This is a genomic window from Streptococcus sp. 339 (assembly GCF_013277285.1).
Classification (GTDB): domain Bacteria; phylum Bacillota; class Bacilli; order Lactobacillales; family Streptococcaceae; genus Streptococcus; species Streptococcus pseudopneumoniae.
Genome location: NZ_VMMR01000088.1, coordinates 29,699 through 46,303 on the forward strand (window position 1 = coordinate 29,699; position 16,605 = coordinate 46,303).

At 41.1% G+C, this 16,605-nt stretch carries 11 protein-coding genes and 2 pseudogenes; 3 read left to right on the forward strand and 10 right to left on the reverse strand.

The window, feature by feature from the left end:
* Positions 1-271 precede the first annotated feature (271 nt).
* The 8 genes and pseudogenes from msrB to HT736_RS09770 all read right to left on the reverse strand — a co-directional run bounded on the left by msrB (position 272) and on the right by HT736_RS09770 (position 7,750).
* Positions 272-1,384 (reverse strand): peptide-methionine (R)-S-oxide reductase MsrB, encoded by a 1,113-nt coding sequence (gene msrB, locus HT736_RS09735; RefSeq protein WP_050223117.1) that lies wholly within the window; start codon positions 1,382-1,384, stop codon positions 272-274.
* A gap of 10 nt (positions 1,385-1,394) precedes the next feature.
* Entirely contained in the window at positions 1,395-1,961 is a 567-nt protein-coding gene (locus tag HT736_RS09740) for a redoxin family protein (RefSeq protein ID WP_000759276.1), read from the reverse strand.
* Positions 1,962-1,980: 19 nt separating this feature from the next.
* Positions 1,981-2,691, reverse strand: coding sequence for a thiol-disulfide oxidoreductase-associated membrane protein CcdA2 (ccdA2, locus tag HT736_RS09745; protein ID WP_000509841.1), 711 nt, complete (start codon positions 2,689-2,691; stop codon positions 1,981-1,983).
* Positions 2,692-2,900: 209 nt separating this feature from the next.
* Positions 2,901-3,761, reverse strand: a complete 861-nt coding sequence (locus HT736_RS09750) for a YihY/virulence factor BrkB family protein (RefSeq protein ID WP_172930993.1) — start codon at positions 3,759-3,761, stop codon at positions 2,901-2,903.
* A gap of 178 nt (positions 3,762-3,939) precedes the next feature.
* Complete coding sequence (locus HT736_RS09755) at positions 3,940-5,994, reverse strand: sodium:proton antiporter (RefSeq protein ID WP_000421631.1); 2,055 nt, start codon at positions 5,992-5,994, stop codon at positions 3,940-3,942.
* Between the two features lie 11 nt (positions 5,995-6,005).
* Complete coding sequence (locus HT736_RS09760) at positions 6,006-6,260, reverse strand: hypothetical protein (protein ID WP_000361073.1); 255 nt, start codon at positions 6,258-6,260, stop codon at positions 6,006-6,008.
* Positions 6,253-6,810, reverse strand: a complete 558-nt coding sequence (locus HT736_RS09765; protein WP_000828435.1) for a class I SAM-dependent methyltransferase — start codon at positions 6,808-6,810, stop codon at positions 6,253-6,255. The genes HT736_RS09760 and HT736_RS09765 overlap by 8 nt, the downstream gene beginning before the upstream one ends.
* Positions 6,794-7,750 (reverse strand): annotated as a pseudogene (locus tag HT736_RS09770) (TIGR01212 family radical SAM protein). The gene HT736_RS09765 and the pseudogene HT736_RS09770 overlap by 17 nt, the downstream one beginning before the upstream one ends.
* Positions 7,751-7,842: 92 nt before the next feature.
* On the opposite strand from HT736_RS09770, the gene HT736_RS09775 reads away from it, so the two are divergent.
* The 3 genes from HT736_RS09775 (at position 7,843) to HT736_RS11825 (ending at position 9,270) form a co-directional block, all read left to right on the forward strand.
* Positions 7,843-8,202 (forward strand): DUF3397 domain-containing protein, encoded by a 360-nt coding sequence (locus HT736_RS09775; protein ID WP_000525408.1) that lies wholly within the window; start codon positions 7,843-7,845, stop codon positions 8,200-8,202.
* Between the two features lie 379 nt (positions 8,203-8,581).
* Positions 8,582-8,659, forward strand: coding sequence for a hypothetical protein (locus HT736_RS11820; protein ID WP_150532971.1), 78 nt, complete (start codon positions 8,582-8,584; stop codon positions 8,657-8,659).
* A 380-nt stretch (positions 8,660-9,039) separates the two neighbouring features.
* A complete protein-coding gene (locus tag HT736_RS11825) occupies positions 9,040-9,270 on the forward strand; it encodes a transposase (RefSeq protein ID WP_226372863.1) in 231 nt (76 codons plus the stop codon).
* Positions 9,271-9,517: 247 nt separating this feature from the next.
* Here the strand turns inward: HT736_RS11825 and bgaA are convergent, their stop codons facing one another.
* A complete protein-coding gene (gene bgaA / locus HT736_RS09785) occupies positions 9,518-16,219 on the reverse strand; it encodes an LPXTG-anchored adhesin/beta-galactosidase BgaA (protein WP_172930994.1) in 6,702 nt (2,233 codons plus the stop codon).
* Positions 16,220-16,306: 87 nt separating this feature from the next.
* Positions 16,307-16,605, reverse strand: a pseudogene (locus tag HT736_RS11830) (hypothetical protein); the annotation flags it as partial.

Here is a 16,605-nt window from a genome sequence, read left to right on the forward strand (position 1 = left end):
CTTCTTATACTCAATGAAAATCAAAAAGTAAACTAGGAAGCTAGCCACAGGTTTCTCAAAGTACCGCTTTGAGATTGTGGATAGAGAGACTGGGCAAAAAGTCTTTTAAATTAGAAAACGCATAGTATCAGATGTTAAAAATTCTTGATATTATGTGTTTTATTGTTAGAAAATTTGCTTTATTCTCTCCTCAAATTGAGTTTTTGCCCAGTCTCAACCCTACCCACGGCAAGGCGACGCTGACGTGGTTTGAAGCGATTTTCGAAGAGTATTAATCAACATAATCTAGTAAATAAGCATAGCCTTTTTCTTCCATTTGGTCTTTGGGAATAAAGCGGATAGAGAGGCTATTGATACAGTAGCGTAAGCCGCCCTTGTCCTGTGGACCGTCCGTAAAGACATGGCCAAGGTGAGAATCTCCTACTCGACTTCTCACTTCCATGCGCGTCATATTGTAGGACTTATCTTCCTTGTAGGTCACAACATCTGGACTGATTGGTTGGGTGAAACTAGGCCAACCACAACCAGACTCAAACTTGTCCTTTGATGAAAAAAGAGGTTCCCCAGTTGCTACATCCACATAGATACCAGATTCAAATTTATCCCAGTAGCGGTTTGAAAAAGCCCGTTCTGTTTGATTTTTCTGGGTAACTGCATATTCCTCAGGTGACAGGGTCTTTTTCAATTCTTCATCACTTGGTTTGGGATATTTGCTGGCATCAATGACGGGATAGGCAGCCTGATTGACATTGATATGGCAGTAGCCATTTGGATTTTTCTTGAGATAGTCTTGGTGGTAATCCTCTGCCACTACAAAATTCTTCAAGGTTTCCTTTTCAACTGCTAGAGGTTGATCGTATTTCTTAGCCACCTCATCAAAGACTTGGTTGATTACCTCCAAATCCTTGTCATCTGTGTAATAAACACCAGTACGGTACTGGGTTCCTACATCATTTCCTTGTTTATTTTTGCTAGTTGGATTGATAATGCGGAAGTAATGAAGCAGGATTTCCTTGAGGGAAATTTGATTAGCATCATAGGTGACATGAACAGTCTCCGCATGACCTGTTTGGTTAATCAATTCGTACTTGGTTGTTTCCCCTCTACCATTTGCATAGCCTGAAACGGAATCTGTTACCCCAGGAACTCGAGAAAAATACTCCTCAACTCCCCAGAAACAACCACCAGCTAGATAAATTTCGTGCAAATCTGCATCTTTACTAACTTCTGTTTTTTTCACTGTTTTTCCTCCTTGGCTAACTGCCGCTTTCTCAATTTGCGAGGCATCTGTCTGCCCTGCATTTCTCATCAATAGAAAATAGAAACCGGTTATGGCTAGAAAAAATACTCCTAGCAACATGATGATTTTTAACTTATCATTCATAGGACACCTCCTAGGCTAATTCCTTCAAAGTTTGTAAAATTGCATCTTTTTCCATGAAACCTGGTTGCGTTTTGACCAATTTTCCTTCACCATCTATAAAGGCTTGAGTTGGGTAAGAACGGACGCCATAAGTTTCCAAAAGTTTGCCTGATGGGTCAACTAGGACTGGGAAATTTTTATAATCTAAGCCCTTATACCAATTCTTAAAGTCCGCTTCAGATTGCTCCCCCTTATGTCCTGGTGACACTACTGTCAAGACCACATAGTCGTCGCCAGCTTCTTTAGCAATTTCATCCGTATCTGGAAGACTAGCCAGACAGATGGAACACCAAGAAGCCCAGAATTTGAGATAGACTTTCTTGCCCTTGTAATCAGACAAGCGGTAGGTCTTGCCATCTACTCCCATCAATTCAAAATCAGCCACCTCTTTCCCTTTAGCTGCGCTTGTTTTACTAGCTGTCTGCTCCGTCTTCATTTCATCTTTCGTTTGGTGTTCACTAGTCATGGACTTGCCTGAACAAGCCGTCAAACAAAGGAGCGAACCTGCTCCAAGAACACATGTTTGCCATTTTTTCATATTGATATTCCTTTCCATTTTATTCAAATAATTGACTTAAAATTGAAGCATTTCCAAACAGAACCAAGAGTCCCATCACAATAATGAGAAAACCACCCACTTTTTTGAGGATTCCGAGATAGGGATGAAGTTTTCGGAAATGTTTCAAAACATAACTAGAGGTCAGAGCTAGAAGCAAGAATGGTAGCGCCAAGCCCAACGTGTACACCAACATGAGACCCGCTCCCTGCCAAGCACCTGAGCCACCTGAAGCCGCCAAGGCCAAAACAGAGCCAAGAACCGGCCCCACACAAGGCGTCCAAGCAAAACTAAAGGTCAAGCCCAATAAAAATGCCTGACTATAGCCCTTACCATTTTGCCCCTGTCCTTGCAGTTGTAACCTCTTTTCCTTATAAAGCCCCTTAAAGTGTAGAATCTCCATCTGGTGCAAGCCTAAGAGAATGATAACCGCACCCGTCACATATTGAAACCAAGAAGCATAAAGCAAGTCGCCTAAAAAACCAGCTCCATAGCCCAACAAAATAAATATAAAGGAAATTCCTGCTATAAAGGCCAGAGTTCGTAATAAACTAACAACTGAGATGGAAAATTTGCCACTAGAAGCCTGAGCACTATCCTTATCATCTAGTAACACCCCTGCATAGACTGGTAACAAGGGTAAGATACAAGGAGAAAAGAAGGATAGAATCCCTGCCAAAAAGACACTTAGAAAAAAGAAAATATGACCCATAAAGTTCCTCCTATCATTTTATTGATAGATTTATTATACTCCTTCCATTTTCGAAAAAACAGGGACAATGATAGGGAAAAATAGGAATTTAATCAGATGATTTAGAAATCTTGGACAAAAACTATACAAAAACTGTCAAAGCACAAAAGCGCATAGTATCAAGGCTTTATAGAACCTTGATACTATGCGCTTTTGTAATGGATAAATAGTTAGTCTTTTCTAAAACTAGGATCTTTCAAACTCTGTATACTGGCATTGATCACCGCACCTAGGATAACAATTTTAGCAATCAAGATAAACCAAAACATCATAACAACAAGAAGAACGGAACCTAAAATTCGGACGTCCACTAAATGATGGACATAGTAATTGAGATAACTAGAGAACAGAGTTAGTAAACCTAAAATCACTAAGAGAACAAAGGCACTGCCTGGTAGGGTATAGCTAATTTTCCTGTCAGATAGATTGGGAAGAAAATAATAAAGCATGACCAAGATAGCAAAGAGGAGAGCGTAAGTCAGAGGACCTGCCAAACCTTGTAAAGCCTGATAGATAATGCCATCTTTTGTCCAATAATGAGCAAGTAAAGCCAAAATCATCTGCCCAAATAAGCTCAGAAACAAGGCAAAAGCAAAGAGGATCTGTAAACCAAAACTGACTAGGAGACTTACCATCTGATGGGAAATAAGTCCACGACTCTTTTCGACGCCATAAGCCTTGTTAAAAGCTTTTTGCAAGAAATTCATAGATTTTGAAAAACTCCATAACGCCGATAAAACAGAAAAACTCAATAAACCTGTTGAAGGTTGGGTCAAGACTTCTCTGGCTATTTTTTCCACACCTTCATAGAGGCTTGGGGGCAGGACATCTTTTACAAATCCCAGAAATTCTCCCACAGGAATCTGAAAATAGGGGAGGATATTGACCACCACCAAAAGCAGGGGAAAAATCGAAATCAACCAATAGTAGGCTACTGCGACACTGGTCAACTCACTATCTGATGCTTGATAATAATGCAAAAAGGCTTTTAATAGAGGCTTGTCTATCAGCTCTTTCCACCACTTTTTCATGTCACACTCCTTCACTTATAATCTTATACTCAATGAAAATCAAATAGCAAACTCGGAAGCTAGCCGCAGGTTGCTCAAAGCCCTGCTTTGAGGTTGTAGATGAAACTGACGAAGTCAGTCACATATATAATCCAAGGCGACGCTGACGTGGTTTGAAGAGATTTTCGAAGAGTATTAACTAATTTCTTCTTACCAATTCCACCATATCATACGGCAGGGTATTGGCAGCTTCCTTCAAGGAATAGTTCTCTAAGTTATTGACATTTTGTCGTAACTTCTTGGCATACTTGGTCGTAATCAATCGTTTTTCTTCGTATTCGAAAATCAACTTGCGCTCCAGATAATAGCCCCTCAGCATTTCATCGATATTGTTGGGCTTGACACGATTGATAACCCGTTCGACAAAGGCACCACTGCTGATAATAGCTGTTTCTCGAAGACGAGACTCCTGCATAAAACTAATCAAAGAGCGTCTATAGACTCCCTTCAGGTTTTCCAAACTTTCAATAATCATCTCTGTATTGGCAAGATAGAGCTCTGCAATTTGGTCATAATCAAGAGCACGGAGACGGCTTTGCTCCTTGTCCTTCCAGCTACGGAAAGTCCTCCCGAGAGTAAAAACTTCATGAAGGAGAAAACGTAAAATCCGCAAAGAAACAAGGAAATAATAGGTCAATCGTGACGCAAACTTACGATTGATTCCTCGTTCTATATTTTTCAGATAACGTTGGTAAACTCGGTAAGCACGATTGCTAATGTTCCCCTCTTCATAGGCCTGCTCCAAACCATCACTTTCAATACTAAGAATCAAGAGTTTCAAAGCAGCCCAATCTTCTTGATCATCCTGGTTTTCTTGGCTTAAAATGAGATTTTCAATACGTCCATGGTAATTGTCAATAGCCGCATAGAGGGGAAGTTTATTTCTGGTATCTTCCAACTCTTTTTCCAACTCTAGCGTTACTTCATTCAAAATGGCGATATGCATGAGATAATCCTTGCTTTCTTCCTGTTCGTCAGAAAGCTGAGGCAAGACCACGAGGCCTGTTAAAAAGCTTACAAGTGTCACACCTGCGACGAGGAAAAGCAAGAGAGGATACTCCTGCTCTAGATTACTTGGTATCAGAAGGATTGTAGCAATCGACACCGTTCCCTTAACACCTGAGAAGGTCAAGAGAAGCATGTCCTTCATATACTTATTTAGCTTTTTCTTGAGACGTCTAGTCCTATAGGCATAATAGCCATAAATCATGACAAAACGAATAGCAAAGAGGACAAAGGTAAGGGTGACAAGAGATGCCAGCAAGAGCAAGGGATTATAGATTGGATTGGTCAAGATAGGCTCTGCTATCATTTCCAACTCCATTCCTAAAATCACAAAGACAGAACCGTTGAGCATAAAATTCACTGTATGCCAAACTGTCTCGGTCACCGTATCCACTTGGGCTTCGAGGAGCGTGATTTTCTTGAAGCGACTCGCCTTTAAAATCCCAGCAACTACGACGGCAATAATCCCTGAAACGTGGACTTCTTCTGCCAGGAAGAAGGTTACCAAGGGTAAACTCAATTCCAGAAGGAGCTCACTAGCAATATCCGTTGCTCGCACACTTAGCAAGAAGCTATGGAGGAAACGATTAGTCATGGCTGTTAAAAAGCCAATTAAAAAACCGCCTAGGATTGAAAAGATAAGCGAACTGCTAGCTTGCCCCAGAGAAAAAGCTCCAGTTGTCCAAGCTGTCAAAGCTACCTGAAAAGCCACCAAACCAGAAGCATCATTCAAGAGTCCTTCGCCCTTAAGGATATTGGACACGCGCTTAGGAAAGCTAAAACGCTCCGAAAGAGAGGCAAAGGCCACCAAGTCCGTAGGACCAAGGGCTGCCCCAACAGCCAAGCAAGCTGCCAAGGGAAGGCTGAACCAAAGAAGATGGGCCAAGCCACCCAAACTCAGGGTCGAGATAAAAATCACTGGAAATATGAGATAAACAATGATTCGCCAGTGTTTTAAAATAGCCGTAACATCTGCTTCTTCAGCCTCTCGGAAAAGCAAGGGTCCGATAACCAGTGCCAAAAACAACTCCGTATTAAGGTGAAAGTCAGTATTGGGTAAAAAGAGACCAATCACAATTCCCAAAAGAATCTGCACCAAAGGGAGAGGCAAAAAGGGCAGGAGCTTATTGGTTGTACTTGAGACAATCAAAACCAGTAAAAATAGGATGAGGTAAATCAGTAATTCCACGCACGTCCTCCTTAATCTTTTTTACAACAGGATTCAAATATCTCCTTCTGCTCTTTGATTTTTTGGTCAATCTTGGAACAGTCTTTGTGCTCAATTTTTCTCTGGCACCGTTCCATTTCAAGAGCAACTAATTTTTTCTTGATTTTAAGCATTTTTTTGCTCATATGCGCTTGGTCTAGCACGCCCACCGCTCGTTCGTGGTGGGTTGATTCAACAAAATTCTGGCGCATGGCATCCAGCTTTTCGTGTAGGTATTGTTTATCCATGTCTGTATCTCTCTAATTTTTCAATCATCACTAAAAACGGCGGGTTGTTGACTTGGTTTAAAGTTCGGTAAATGGCAGCTGTGTACTCTTGTTGGTTCAACTGGATTACAAAATCCAAGACAGCATCTCTCTCGAGGTCGCCTCCTTCATGACCATAGTAAATCATAATAGCAATTCGTCCACCTTTGACAAGTAAGCCACATAGCTTTTCTAATGCCTCAATCGTTGTCTGCGGTCGGGTGATGACAGACTTATCAGCTGACGGCAAATAGCCCAAATTAAAAATCCCTGCCTTAGCTTTTGTCACAAACTGGTCCAGTGTCTCATGGCCTTGCAAGATTAACTGGGCATTTGTCAAGCCAGCCTGATGCAAACGCTCTTGGGTCTTTTCCAAGGCTTGCTTCTGAATATCAAAGGCATAGACTTGCTTGGCTAGCTTGGCTAAAAAAAGCGTGTCATGACCATTTCCCATAGTCGCATCCACTACGACATCCTCTTTTGTCACGACCTCAGCCAAAAAATCATGTGCCATCTCAAGTGGTCTTTTCATTTTCAAACTCCTGTTTTACAGCCTTGCATCCTTGAACACTTCCACGACGTCGCATCTCCATCTCAATGCTGTTGAGAGCTTCCCATTTATTGAGGCTCCACATAAGCCCAATCAGCATATCCCTAGGTGCATCTCCTGTGATTCGATGGATGACGATATGTTTGGGAATGATTTCCAGTTGGTCACAGATGACCCTGACATATTCGTCCTGACTCATCAATTGTAAACGTCCCTCATGGTAATCTCGTTGCATACGAGTATTTGTCATAAGATGGAGCAAATGCAGTTTAATCCCTTGAATATCGTTATTCGTGACACAACGGCGGACATTTTCAACCATCATCTCATGGGTTTCACCAGGCAAACCATTAATCAAATGGGAAACAATCTCAATCTTGGGATACTTTCTCAAACGCTTGACCGTTTCCACCTACAATTCATAAGAATACGCACGGTTAATCAGGTCAGAAGTTGCTTCATAAGTAGTCTACAAGCCCAATTCAACCGTCACATGCATGCACTCCGATAACTCAGCCAAATATTCGATGGTTTCGTCTGGTAAACAGTCTGGGCGCATTCCAATATTGATTCCTACCACACCTGGCTCATTGATAGCCTGTTCATAACGCTCTCGAATAACTTCCACCTTTTCATGGGTGTTGGTAAAATTTTGAAAATAAACCAGATACTTCTGAACATCCGGCCACTTACGGTGCATAAAGTCAATTTCCTTATAAAATTGCTCACGGATAGGCGCATCTGGGGCTACAATAGTATCTCCAGAACCTGAAACCGTACAAAAAGTACAGCCTCCATGAGCCACAGTTCCATCACGATTGGGACAGTCAAATCCCGCATCAATAGGGACTTTAAAAGTCTTTTCTCCAAAGAGTTTTCGATAATAATCATTCAAGGTATTATAAGATTTTATAACTTTCATTATAACAAAAATCACCCACAATCTCAAAAGCCTGACTTTCCTATAAATTCCTCTGTTTCTCGTTTCCATTAGCCTTTTTTTTATGATACAATATGGGTATGATTTTAATGAAATTAGCATCTATTTTATTATTGATACTGACCTTAGTCGTCTGCATTATCCTAACCAAACTTTTTAGATTAAAAAAACTAGGACGAAACTTTGCGGATTTGGCTTTTCCGGTCTTGGTATTTGAATATTACCTGATTACAGCTAAAACCTTTACCCATAATTTCCTCCCTAGACTGGGGCTAGCCCTCTCAATCCTAGCCATTATTCTCGTCTTTTTCTTCCTTTTGAAAAAACGCAGCTTTTACTATCCTAAATTCATCAAATTCTTCTGGCGTGCAGGATTCTTATTAACCCTTATCATGTATATAGAAATGATTGTTGAATTGTTCTTAATGAAATAGTCGAATCCCTAAGCATTTTCTAGGGATTTTTGCTTTCTCTACAAAATAGTATAGACAATAACACTATACAATTTTATACAAAGAAAAGAGTCTGGGACAATAGTCTCTTATCTCCAAAAAAAGCAACGGATTTGCCGTTGCTTTTTTTGCATGGTTACGATAGTCTTGGTAAAATAGAATTGCCCAATAAACCATTTATAAAGGCTATCCCATGCATATTCACTATAACACAAATCAAACAACTTTACCACTAGAAATCAGTTCCTTCTTACCACAAGACCATCTCGTCTTTACTATTGAAAAAGTGGTGAATACCTTGGAGGAACGTCACTTCTACGCCTTCTATCATGCCTTTGGTCGCCCGTCTTATCACCCTAAAATGCTTGTATCTACTCTTCTATTTGCCTATTCACAAGGGATTTTCTCTGGTCGAAAAATTGAAAAATGGAAGAGTTAGTGACCTTAGATTGTTTGTTTATTGACGGAACTAAGATTGAAGCCAATGCCAACAAGTATAGTTTTGTGTGGAAGAAAACGACAGAGAAATTCTCCGCCAAACTTCAAGAACAGATACAGGTCTATTTTCAAGAAGAAATCACTCCCCTTCTGATTAAATATGCCATGTTTGACAAGGAACAAAAGAGAGGGTATAAACAGTCAGCTAGAAACTTAGCGAATTGGCACTATGATAACAAGGAGGATAGCTACACACATCCTGATGGCTGGTGCTATCGTTTTCACCATATCAAACATCAGAAAACACAGACAGACTTTCAACAGGAAATCAAGGTTTACTACGCCGACGAACCTGAATCAGCCCCTCAAAAGGGACTGTATATGAACGAAGGCTATCAAAACTTGAAAGTTAAAGAATGTCAGGCGCTTTTATCTCCCCAAGGTAGACAGATTTTCGCTCAACGCAAGATTGATGTGGAACCTGTCTTTGGGCAGATAAAGGCTTGTTTGGGTTACAAGAGATGTAATCTGAGAGGGATGCGTCAAGTGAGAATTGACATGGGATTGGTACTTATGGCCAATAACCTCCTAAAACATAGTGAAATGAAATAAGAACAGGACAAATCGATAAGGACAGTCAAATTGATTTCTAACAATGTTTTAGAAGTAGAAGTGTACTATTCTAGTTTCAATCTACTATACAATAAGAGAACGACTCAAAATTAAAAAGCTAGAGTTACGCAATTGGAAATATCTAGCTTTTTTGTGGTTGAGAACTATTTTGTCTCAGGCTCTTTATCTTCTATTTAGGACAAGAGTTTTTCTTTGGTCTTTAATGATAAAGAAGGTATCAAAATTTCTAGTCTTCTTTTTTACCTTTAGTAACTACTAATCCTGCACTCAAACCTAGAAGAACTAAACCTGCTGCTACTGCTGCTTGGCTTGCCGCACTACCTGTATTTGGTAACTGGGCTTTATTAGTTTGACTAGCTTCACTTGAATCAATTGGTTTTGTATCTGCTTTTTCTGACACTTGTGGTTTTTTAGCTTCTTGAGCTACTGGTTTGGTTCCAACCAAGATGATGCGGTCTGTCGGAGCTTCTACCACTTCACGGAGTTTTTCTTCCTTACTTCCATCAGGATTAATCGCTGTAAAGATACGTTCTTTACCAGTTTTTCCTTCTTGTTCTACACGAGTTTCACCTAGATACAGTGTTGAATCTTTTTTCTCAACTGTCTTGTATGCCAAATCTTTTTCAACAAATTCGAGTTTTGGAAAATCTTCTTGTACAGCAGCAACTGTCTTCTCAGAAACTGGTTTTTCCTTAGTCAACTGGATACGGTATTCCTTGACTTGTTTTCCACTTTCTGAAACGAGGCGAACAAGTACTGGAAGACTATCTTCTCCACTATCTACCACAGTCGAAGCTACTTGATTGTTTTCTTCAACTGAGACTTTTGGCCGTTGACCTTTATAGGTGATTTGGTAGTCTTGACGATCTTCAGCGAAATCAGCAAGTTCTTTTCCATCTACAAGAATCTTCGATTGAGTGCTTTCTTGAGGCAATTCGCTTGGTGCAAGGAAGGTCAGCTCAATCATCGCAACACCGCTCTTATCTGCTTTACGCTCCATACGCCATCTCATAGCTTTGGCTTTGATAGCTTTAAATGTTACGTTGATTTCATCACCAGCTGCAATGTCTTTATCCGCACGATAAGGCACAGCTTCCCAATTTTCTGGATTGTTAAATGGATGTCCAGATTCGTAGGCTTGGTAGTTTGAATAGTAGATAGGCACTTCAAAGTCTGGGCCGACATAACGTTCCAAAACAAGTTTAGATGGTGCATCTGTACCACTATCTACAAAGAACTGAACTTTTCCTTGTGCAACAGTCCGTTCTACAATCTTACCATTTTCACGGAAGATTACGCCTGCTGATACTTCTGGATTGGTAGACGGTCTTGCAGACCAGTTTGTCCAACGACGATTTTCTGAATGATCTCCGTCATTGAGATAATCCACACGGTCATGGGAGTTTCTATCAATATCGTTAGTGGCTGAAGCAAAGGCCTGGTTACTGTCTTCATCATACTCTGGGTTATCTGAAAGAGCTTCGCCTAGTTTGTCTGTCACTCGTACAGTGAACTCAGCAACAAGATCACTACCAAGGACATGGCCTCGAACGGTAAATTGACCTGCTTTTGTCAGATTTTCTGCTTGAACTTCTTCCCATTCAACTGACAAGTCTTTTGTTTCGTAGCCGTCTTTACCTGTGAAGTAAACTGGAACCTTAGTCGGCAATTCAAGTGCTTGACCTACTTGTACCAAGCGAGCTTGTTTAACCGCAGCAACTGGTTTATAAGAAAGTAAGTTCTTATCCTTAGTGAAGTGCAGACGGTATTCTCCTAAGATGTCGCCATTTTCAGCTTTCGCGATGACACGAACTGGCTCACCTTCACGAACGCTTGGAACGACGGTAGCGAGACCATTGTTGCTAACACTTGCTGTGACTGCCGGAACTTTTCCATCTACAGACTCAAGGTAGTAGTCTGTCAAATCAGGGTTGAAGTTTGCTAAGTCTTTGCCGTCAACTTGGATTCTTGTTTGTCCTTGTTTGGCTGCCGCAACTTGTTTCGCAAAGATTTGTACCTCTGTGATAGACGTTCCACGCTTGTTATCTGCTTTAACCATGCGAATACGAACAGCATAGGTTTCAACTTTATCAAAGCTAAAGTGGTTCATTTCTCCAGCCTTGAGTTTAGCAGGGGCTTTTAGATTAGTAACTGGTTTCCAGTTGGCAGAATCATTAAAGACATGGTCCTCATTACCAACAAAACTAGGGTTTTTAGGAGCTGTTGGGACAGTCTTGCCAACATAATACTCAATCACATAAGACTTCGGTGCACCAACTCCATGGTCTTCGTGGAATCCGACACTTAGATTATCAACGGAGCGTTTGCTCAAGATACCTGAATCTCCAAACAGAACACCGACTGAAGCTTCTGGATTACTACGATTCCAGTTTGTCCAACGATTGGCTGGTTGGTTATTGTAGGAAATGAGCTTGTCATTAACATTTGAAACTGGGTCGCTTGGATTTGAATCTGAAGCAAAGGCAAGTGGCAATTCTGAACCGGTCCATTGGTCAGAAATGTTTGCACCTTGCTCAGTTTGAGCAGATACGCGAACATGAAGTTTAGTTGTTAATCGCGTACCTTCTAAGCGACCATTAACTGTAAAGACACCTTCCTTAGCGTATTGCTCTGGACGAATCGCATCCCATGCAACCTTAGCTGATGAAACGTGACCATTTGAATCATATGTCCGAACGCTTTCTGGTAATTGTGGTGCTTCTGCGATTGGAGTTGTCACACTGACTTCTTCAACTGAAACGATACCTTCTACAGAGACTCTTGCACGCGCTTCAAGGTCAATTCCTTCAACTTTACCTAACACTTCAAAGGTTTGATAGGAGTCTAGTTTTTCTTTCGGAATAGCTTGCCAAGTGACTTTGTGAGCTTTAGGGAAACCTTTGTCATACTCAACCGTTACTGTTGACGGAAGAGTAGGTTCTTGGTGTAAATCTGTCACTACATTTACTGGACGGATAGATTGCGCAATCTTCTTCTCAGTATTGGCCTGGATAGTGAGATCAACTTGGCCTTTAGCTCCCTCATATTCCGCTTTGAGAGTGACTGCTCCTGGCTTATGTAACTCAAGCATTCCTTTACGAATTGCGACTTCCCCTTCACCACTTGTAGAAAAGGTTACTTTATCAGCTGGTAATACAGCTTGCGTTCCATCTTGATAGTGAGCTCGAACCGACAATTTGACAGTTTGGTCTTCTTTGAGACTGTCAGCTTTTTCCACTTGCAAGCTCAAGTGAGCAATTTTTGGTGCTTCTTCAAGGAATTGAATTGCATAGGTTTGAAGAGGGCCACCATCTTTAGGCTGAATAAAGATGCTCGCACGCATGCCGTTTGCTGCGCTTGCTTGAAGAACTGTCACATCAGCATTTTCAGCACTTGCTGTGACTTCTGGCAGTTGGGCACCATAAGATAGAGTACGATATTGCATTGGTTGTCGACTAGTAAGACCTGTTACTGCCTCACCTCCAACAGTAACAGTTGGCACTACAGGTGCTGCAGCATTTCCTTCTTCTACCACAAGGGTTGCATGAATTGGTTGACCTTCTAAATAACCGGTCGCTTGAATACGAGAACCTGGAATTGCTAACTTAGCTTTATCTTCTTCGGCAATCTCCCACTTGTCCACTTCATACTCTTGTACACTTCCATCAGTCAAAACATAGGAAACAGATTTGTCTACAGAATTCAAGTTAGTATTTGGAGCAATACGTTTAACTGTTGGTAATTCTTTCGCAATTGCTAGAACCTCGACATGAGCCTCTACCTCACGTCCATTTGCTGTACCTTTAACAGTCACAACTCCTGCTTGACTAACATCGACTTGAGACCAAGTTACTGGAAGTTTTTCACGACTACCGTCGCTGTATACAAAACCTACTGTTTTCGGCATTTTTGGTTCTTTACCAATTAATGTACGAACTCTTGCTACTTCTGTCCCCAAAACAGTCTTCTCTTGTCCTTCTTTCTTACCAGTAAAGACGGTAACTTGGTCCGATTTCAAGAGATCTGAGTGGGCAGTCAGAGTGAATTTACCTGCTTGTTCAGTTGATTTAACGATGGCAACCCCTTTACCGTTAAAGGCTCTACGGATCCATGAACCATCTGCTTGCGCCTTATAGCGTTCTCGGCTGGCTTGTTCCCCATTATCGACACCGACTAGTTGACCTTGTCCATGCAATTGGAAACGAACCAAATTATTGGCAGTTGGTACAACATTTCCTTCACTGTCTACGATTTCGTAGTAGATGTAAGTCAAGTCTTTTCCATCTGCGGCGATGGCGTGTTCTTCCTTGACGAGGCGAACTCCTGCTGGTTGCCCTGCAGTGGTAATCTTGTCACGTGCAATTTCTTTTCCAGCTTCATCGCGGGCTACAGCTTCCAAGGTACCTGGTTGGTAAGTAACCTTCCACTCAAGATAGAGTTCCTTAGCATTCGCACCTTCTTGGTAGGTACGACCATCGCTGGTTTGTTTTTTGTTGAAGGTCTTAAGACCAAGAGATTTTCCATTCAAGAACAATTCTACACTAGAAGCATTCGAATAAGCACGAACTGGAATCTTACCTTCTGAGTCAGCTACTTTGGATGCTAATTCTTTGTTTTCCCAGTTCCAGTGAGGAAGAAGGTGTACCATCGGTTTCTTCTTAACAGAAACCCATTGGCTTTGGTAGAGATAGAAGTCATGTTTTGGAATGCCGGCTGTATCTACGATACCAAAGTAAGAGCTCTTAACAGGAGTTTGATTTTGGTTGTGCCATGGTGTAGGTTCACCAATATAGTCCGTACCTGTCCAGATAAACTGTCCAGCATAGCCAGCGTTGTCACGGTCAAAAGTCCATGAAGCGGTTGCTGTTTTCCCCCAACCCACACGATCATTCCCATAGTCAGACTGTTCATAATGACGCTCAGGTCCATTGCTATGTTTCAATTCACGTTCAGGGCGATAGTAACTTCCACGTGTACGGGTAGCTGAAGATGTTTCTGATCCATAAATCAACCATTTTGGATGCTTAGCTCTAAGGGCTTTGTAATTATCTTCAGAATAGTTAAATCCAACAGCATCGAGTTCATCAGCAATTTTCTCATGCCCTCCGCTACCATTACCGAAACGGAATTTATCTGCTCCCATGGTAACATAGCGAGTCTTATCAACATCCTTGATAACCTTGACCAAACGTTTAACAGTTGCTAAAGAGTGGGCATCACCATTAGCTTCACCTATTTCATTACCAATTGACCACATGAAGATAGCAGGGTTGTTTTTGCCTCTTTCGACCATGGTACGTAGGTCAAAATCAGACCATTTTTCACCTTTTCGAGCTTCTGGGTGAGTGGCATCTTTTTCAAAGAAACGTCCATAGTCATAAGGTTTCTTGCCACCATACCAAGTATCAAAGGCCTCTTCCTGAACGAGTAAACCTAGTTCTGCTGCGATTTGCAAGGTTTGCTCACTAGCAGGGTTGTGGGTTGTACGGATGGAGTTAACTCCCATCTCCTTCATTTGTTTGAGACGACGGTATTCTGCTTTATAGTTTTCTTCTGCTCCAAGCGCCCCATGGTCGTGGTGCAAGGATACTCCATGGAATTTAATACGTTCACCATTCAAAGAGAAACCTTCATTTGGAGTCCAGTGATAGTAACGGTAACCAAACAAATCCTTCTTAGCATCAACCAATTGACCGTCACGGTAAACACGCGTAATCAATTCGTACAAGGCAGGTTTGTCATTTAAAACGGTCCAGAGTTTTGGTCTTTCAACTTCTAAAATCGCATCTAGGCTTGTTGATTCATGTGCTTTTAAGGTACGACTCTCTGTACGTACTAGACCTGTCACAGCCTGACCACCACGTTCAACGATTTGATATTCTGCTACAAGTTCATGGTCTTTGTCGTCCGTATTGACGATTTTGCTGGTCACATGAGTTTCAACCTTGCCATGTTGTTGTTCTTCAAGTTTTGGTGTTAAAATAGTTGTCCCATTTTTCTCAACATGCACCTTATCTGTCACTTGTAAAGTCACATCACGATAGATACCACTTCCTGAATACCAACGGCTACTTGGCTGTTTGTTGACTGCATGGACAGCAATCACATTCTCACGACCATCTTTGTTCAAATAGTTAGTGATATCATATGAAAATTGGTTATAACCATTTGGATAATGCCCCACTAACTGACCATTGACATAAACTTGAGAATCCATGTAGACGCCATCAAAAGTAAGGCGAACATTTTTCTTGAGGTCTTTTTCATCTAGTTTGAAAGTCTTGCGATACCAAGCTTCCCCACCGTTAAGCTGTCCACCTTCATTTTGTGCAGGAGATTCATGATCGAAATCGTTAAAAATACTCCAGTCATACGGTAAATCCAATTTTTTCCACGTAGATACATCTGCATCCGGTTTAATGACTTCCTTAGAATTTGCATTGAGTTTAAAGTGCCAATTTTGATTAAAATCCACTTTCCTGTCTTCAATCATTTGATTCACTTCTTCATTTGTTACAGCTTTAGCATCTTCCCTAAGCGGTTTTTCTTGACTTGAAGCTTGTGATTCTATCCTTGGAGCTTTTTCTTCCGGTTTAGCAGACACTTTTTCCTCTTTTGGAGTTACGGCTTCATCTTCTTTCTTCTCAGATGCAATAGCCTCAGTTGAACTAGATTCACTTTGTTCTGTCCTTTCAACTACATTTTTAGTTTCCAAAGCTTTATCAGCCTTTTCTTCTACTATCGTTTTTTCCTCTTTAGGTTTCTCAGCAGTATGAGTAATAAGTATTTCATCCGCATAAACTACAGATTCTCCAGCTATATTTCCTCCTAATAGAACTGCACAAGTCCCAATCATTACTGAGCAAGCTCCCACAGCAAACTTACGAATGCTATAAACTCTTTTCCGATTCCAATGGCCTTTCCCCATAAAACCCTCCTTATATTATATTTAGTGCAGTTAGCTACTGCCAAAGCCCAAGTGGTATACATTGTATGACAACCTAGTTTCAACAATTTACACTCTGTGAAAATCCAATTCAAACTTCGTCAGCGTCGCCTTGCCGTATGTATGATTACTGACTTCGTCAGTTTCATCTACAACCTCAAAACTGTGTTTTGAGCTGACTTCGTCAGTTTCATCTACAACCTCAAAACTGTGTTTTGAGCTGACTTCGTCAGTTTCATCTACAACCTCAAAACTGTGTTTTGAGCTGACTTCGTCAGTCTTATCTACAACCTCAAAACTGTGTTTTGAGCAACCTGCGGCTAGCTTCCTAGTTTGCTCTTTGATTTTCATTGAGTATAATTCAATTA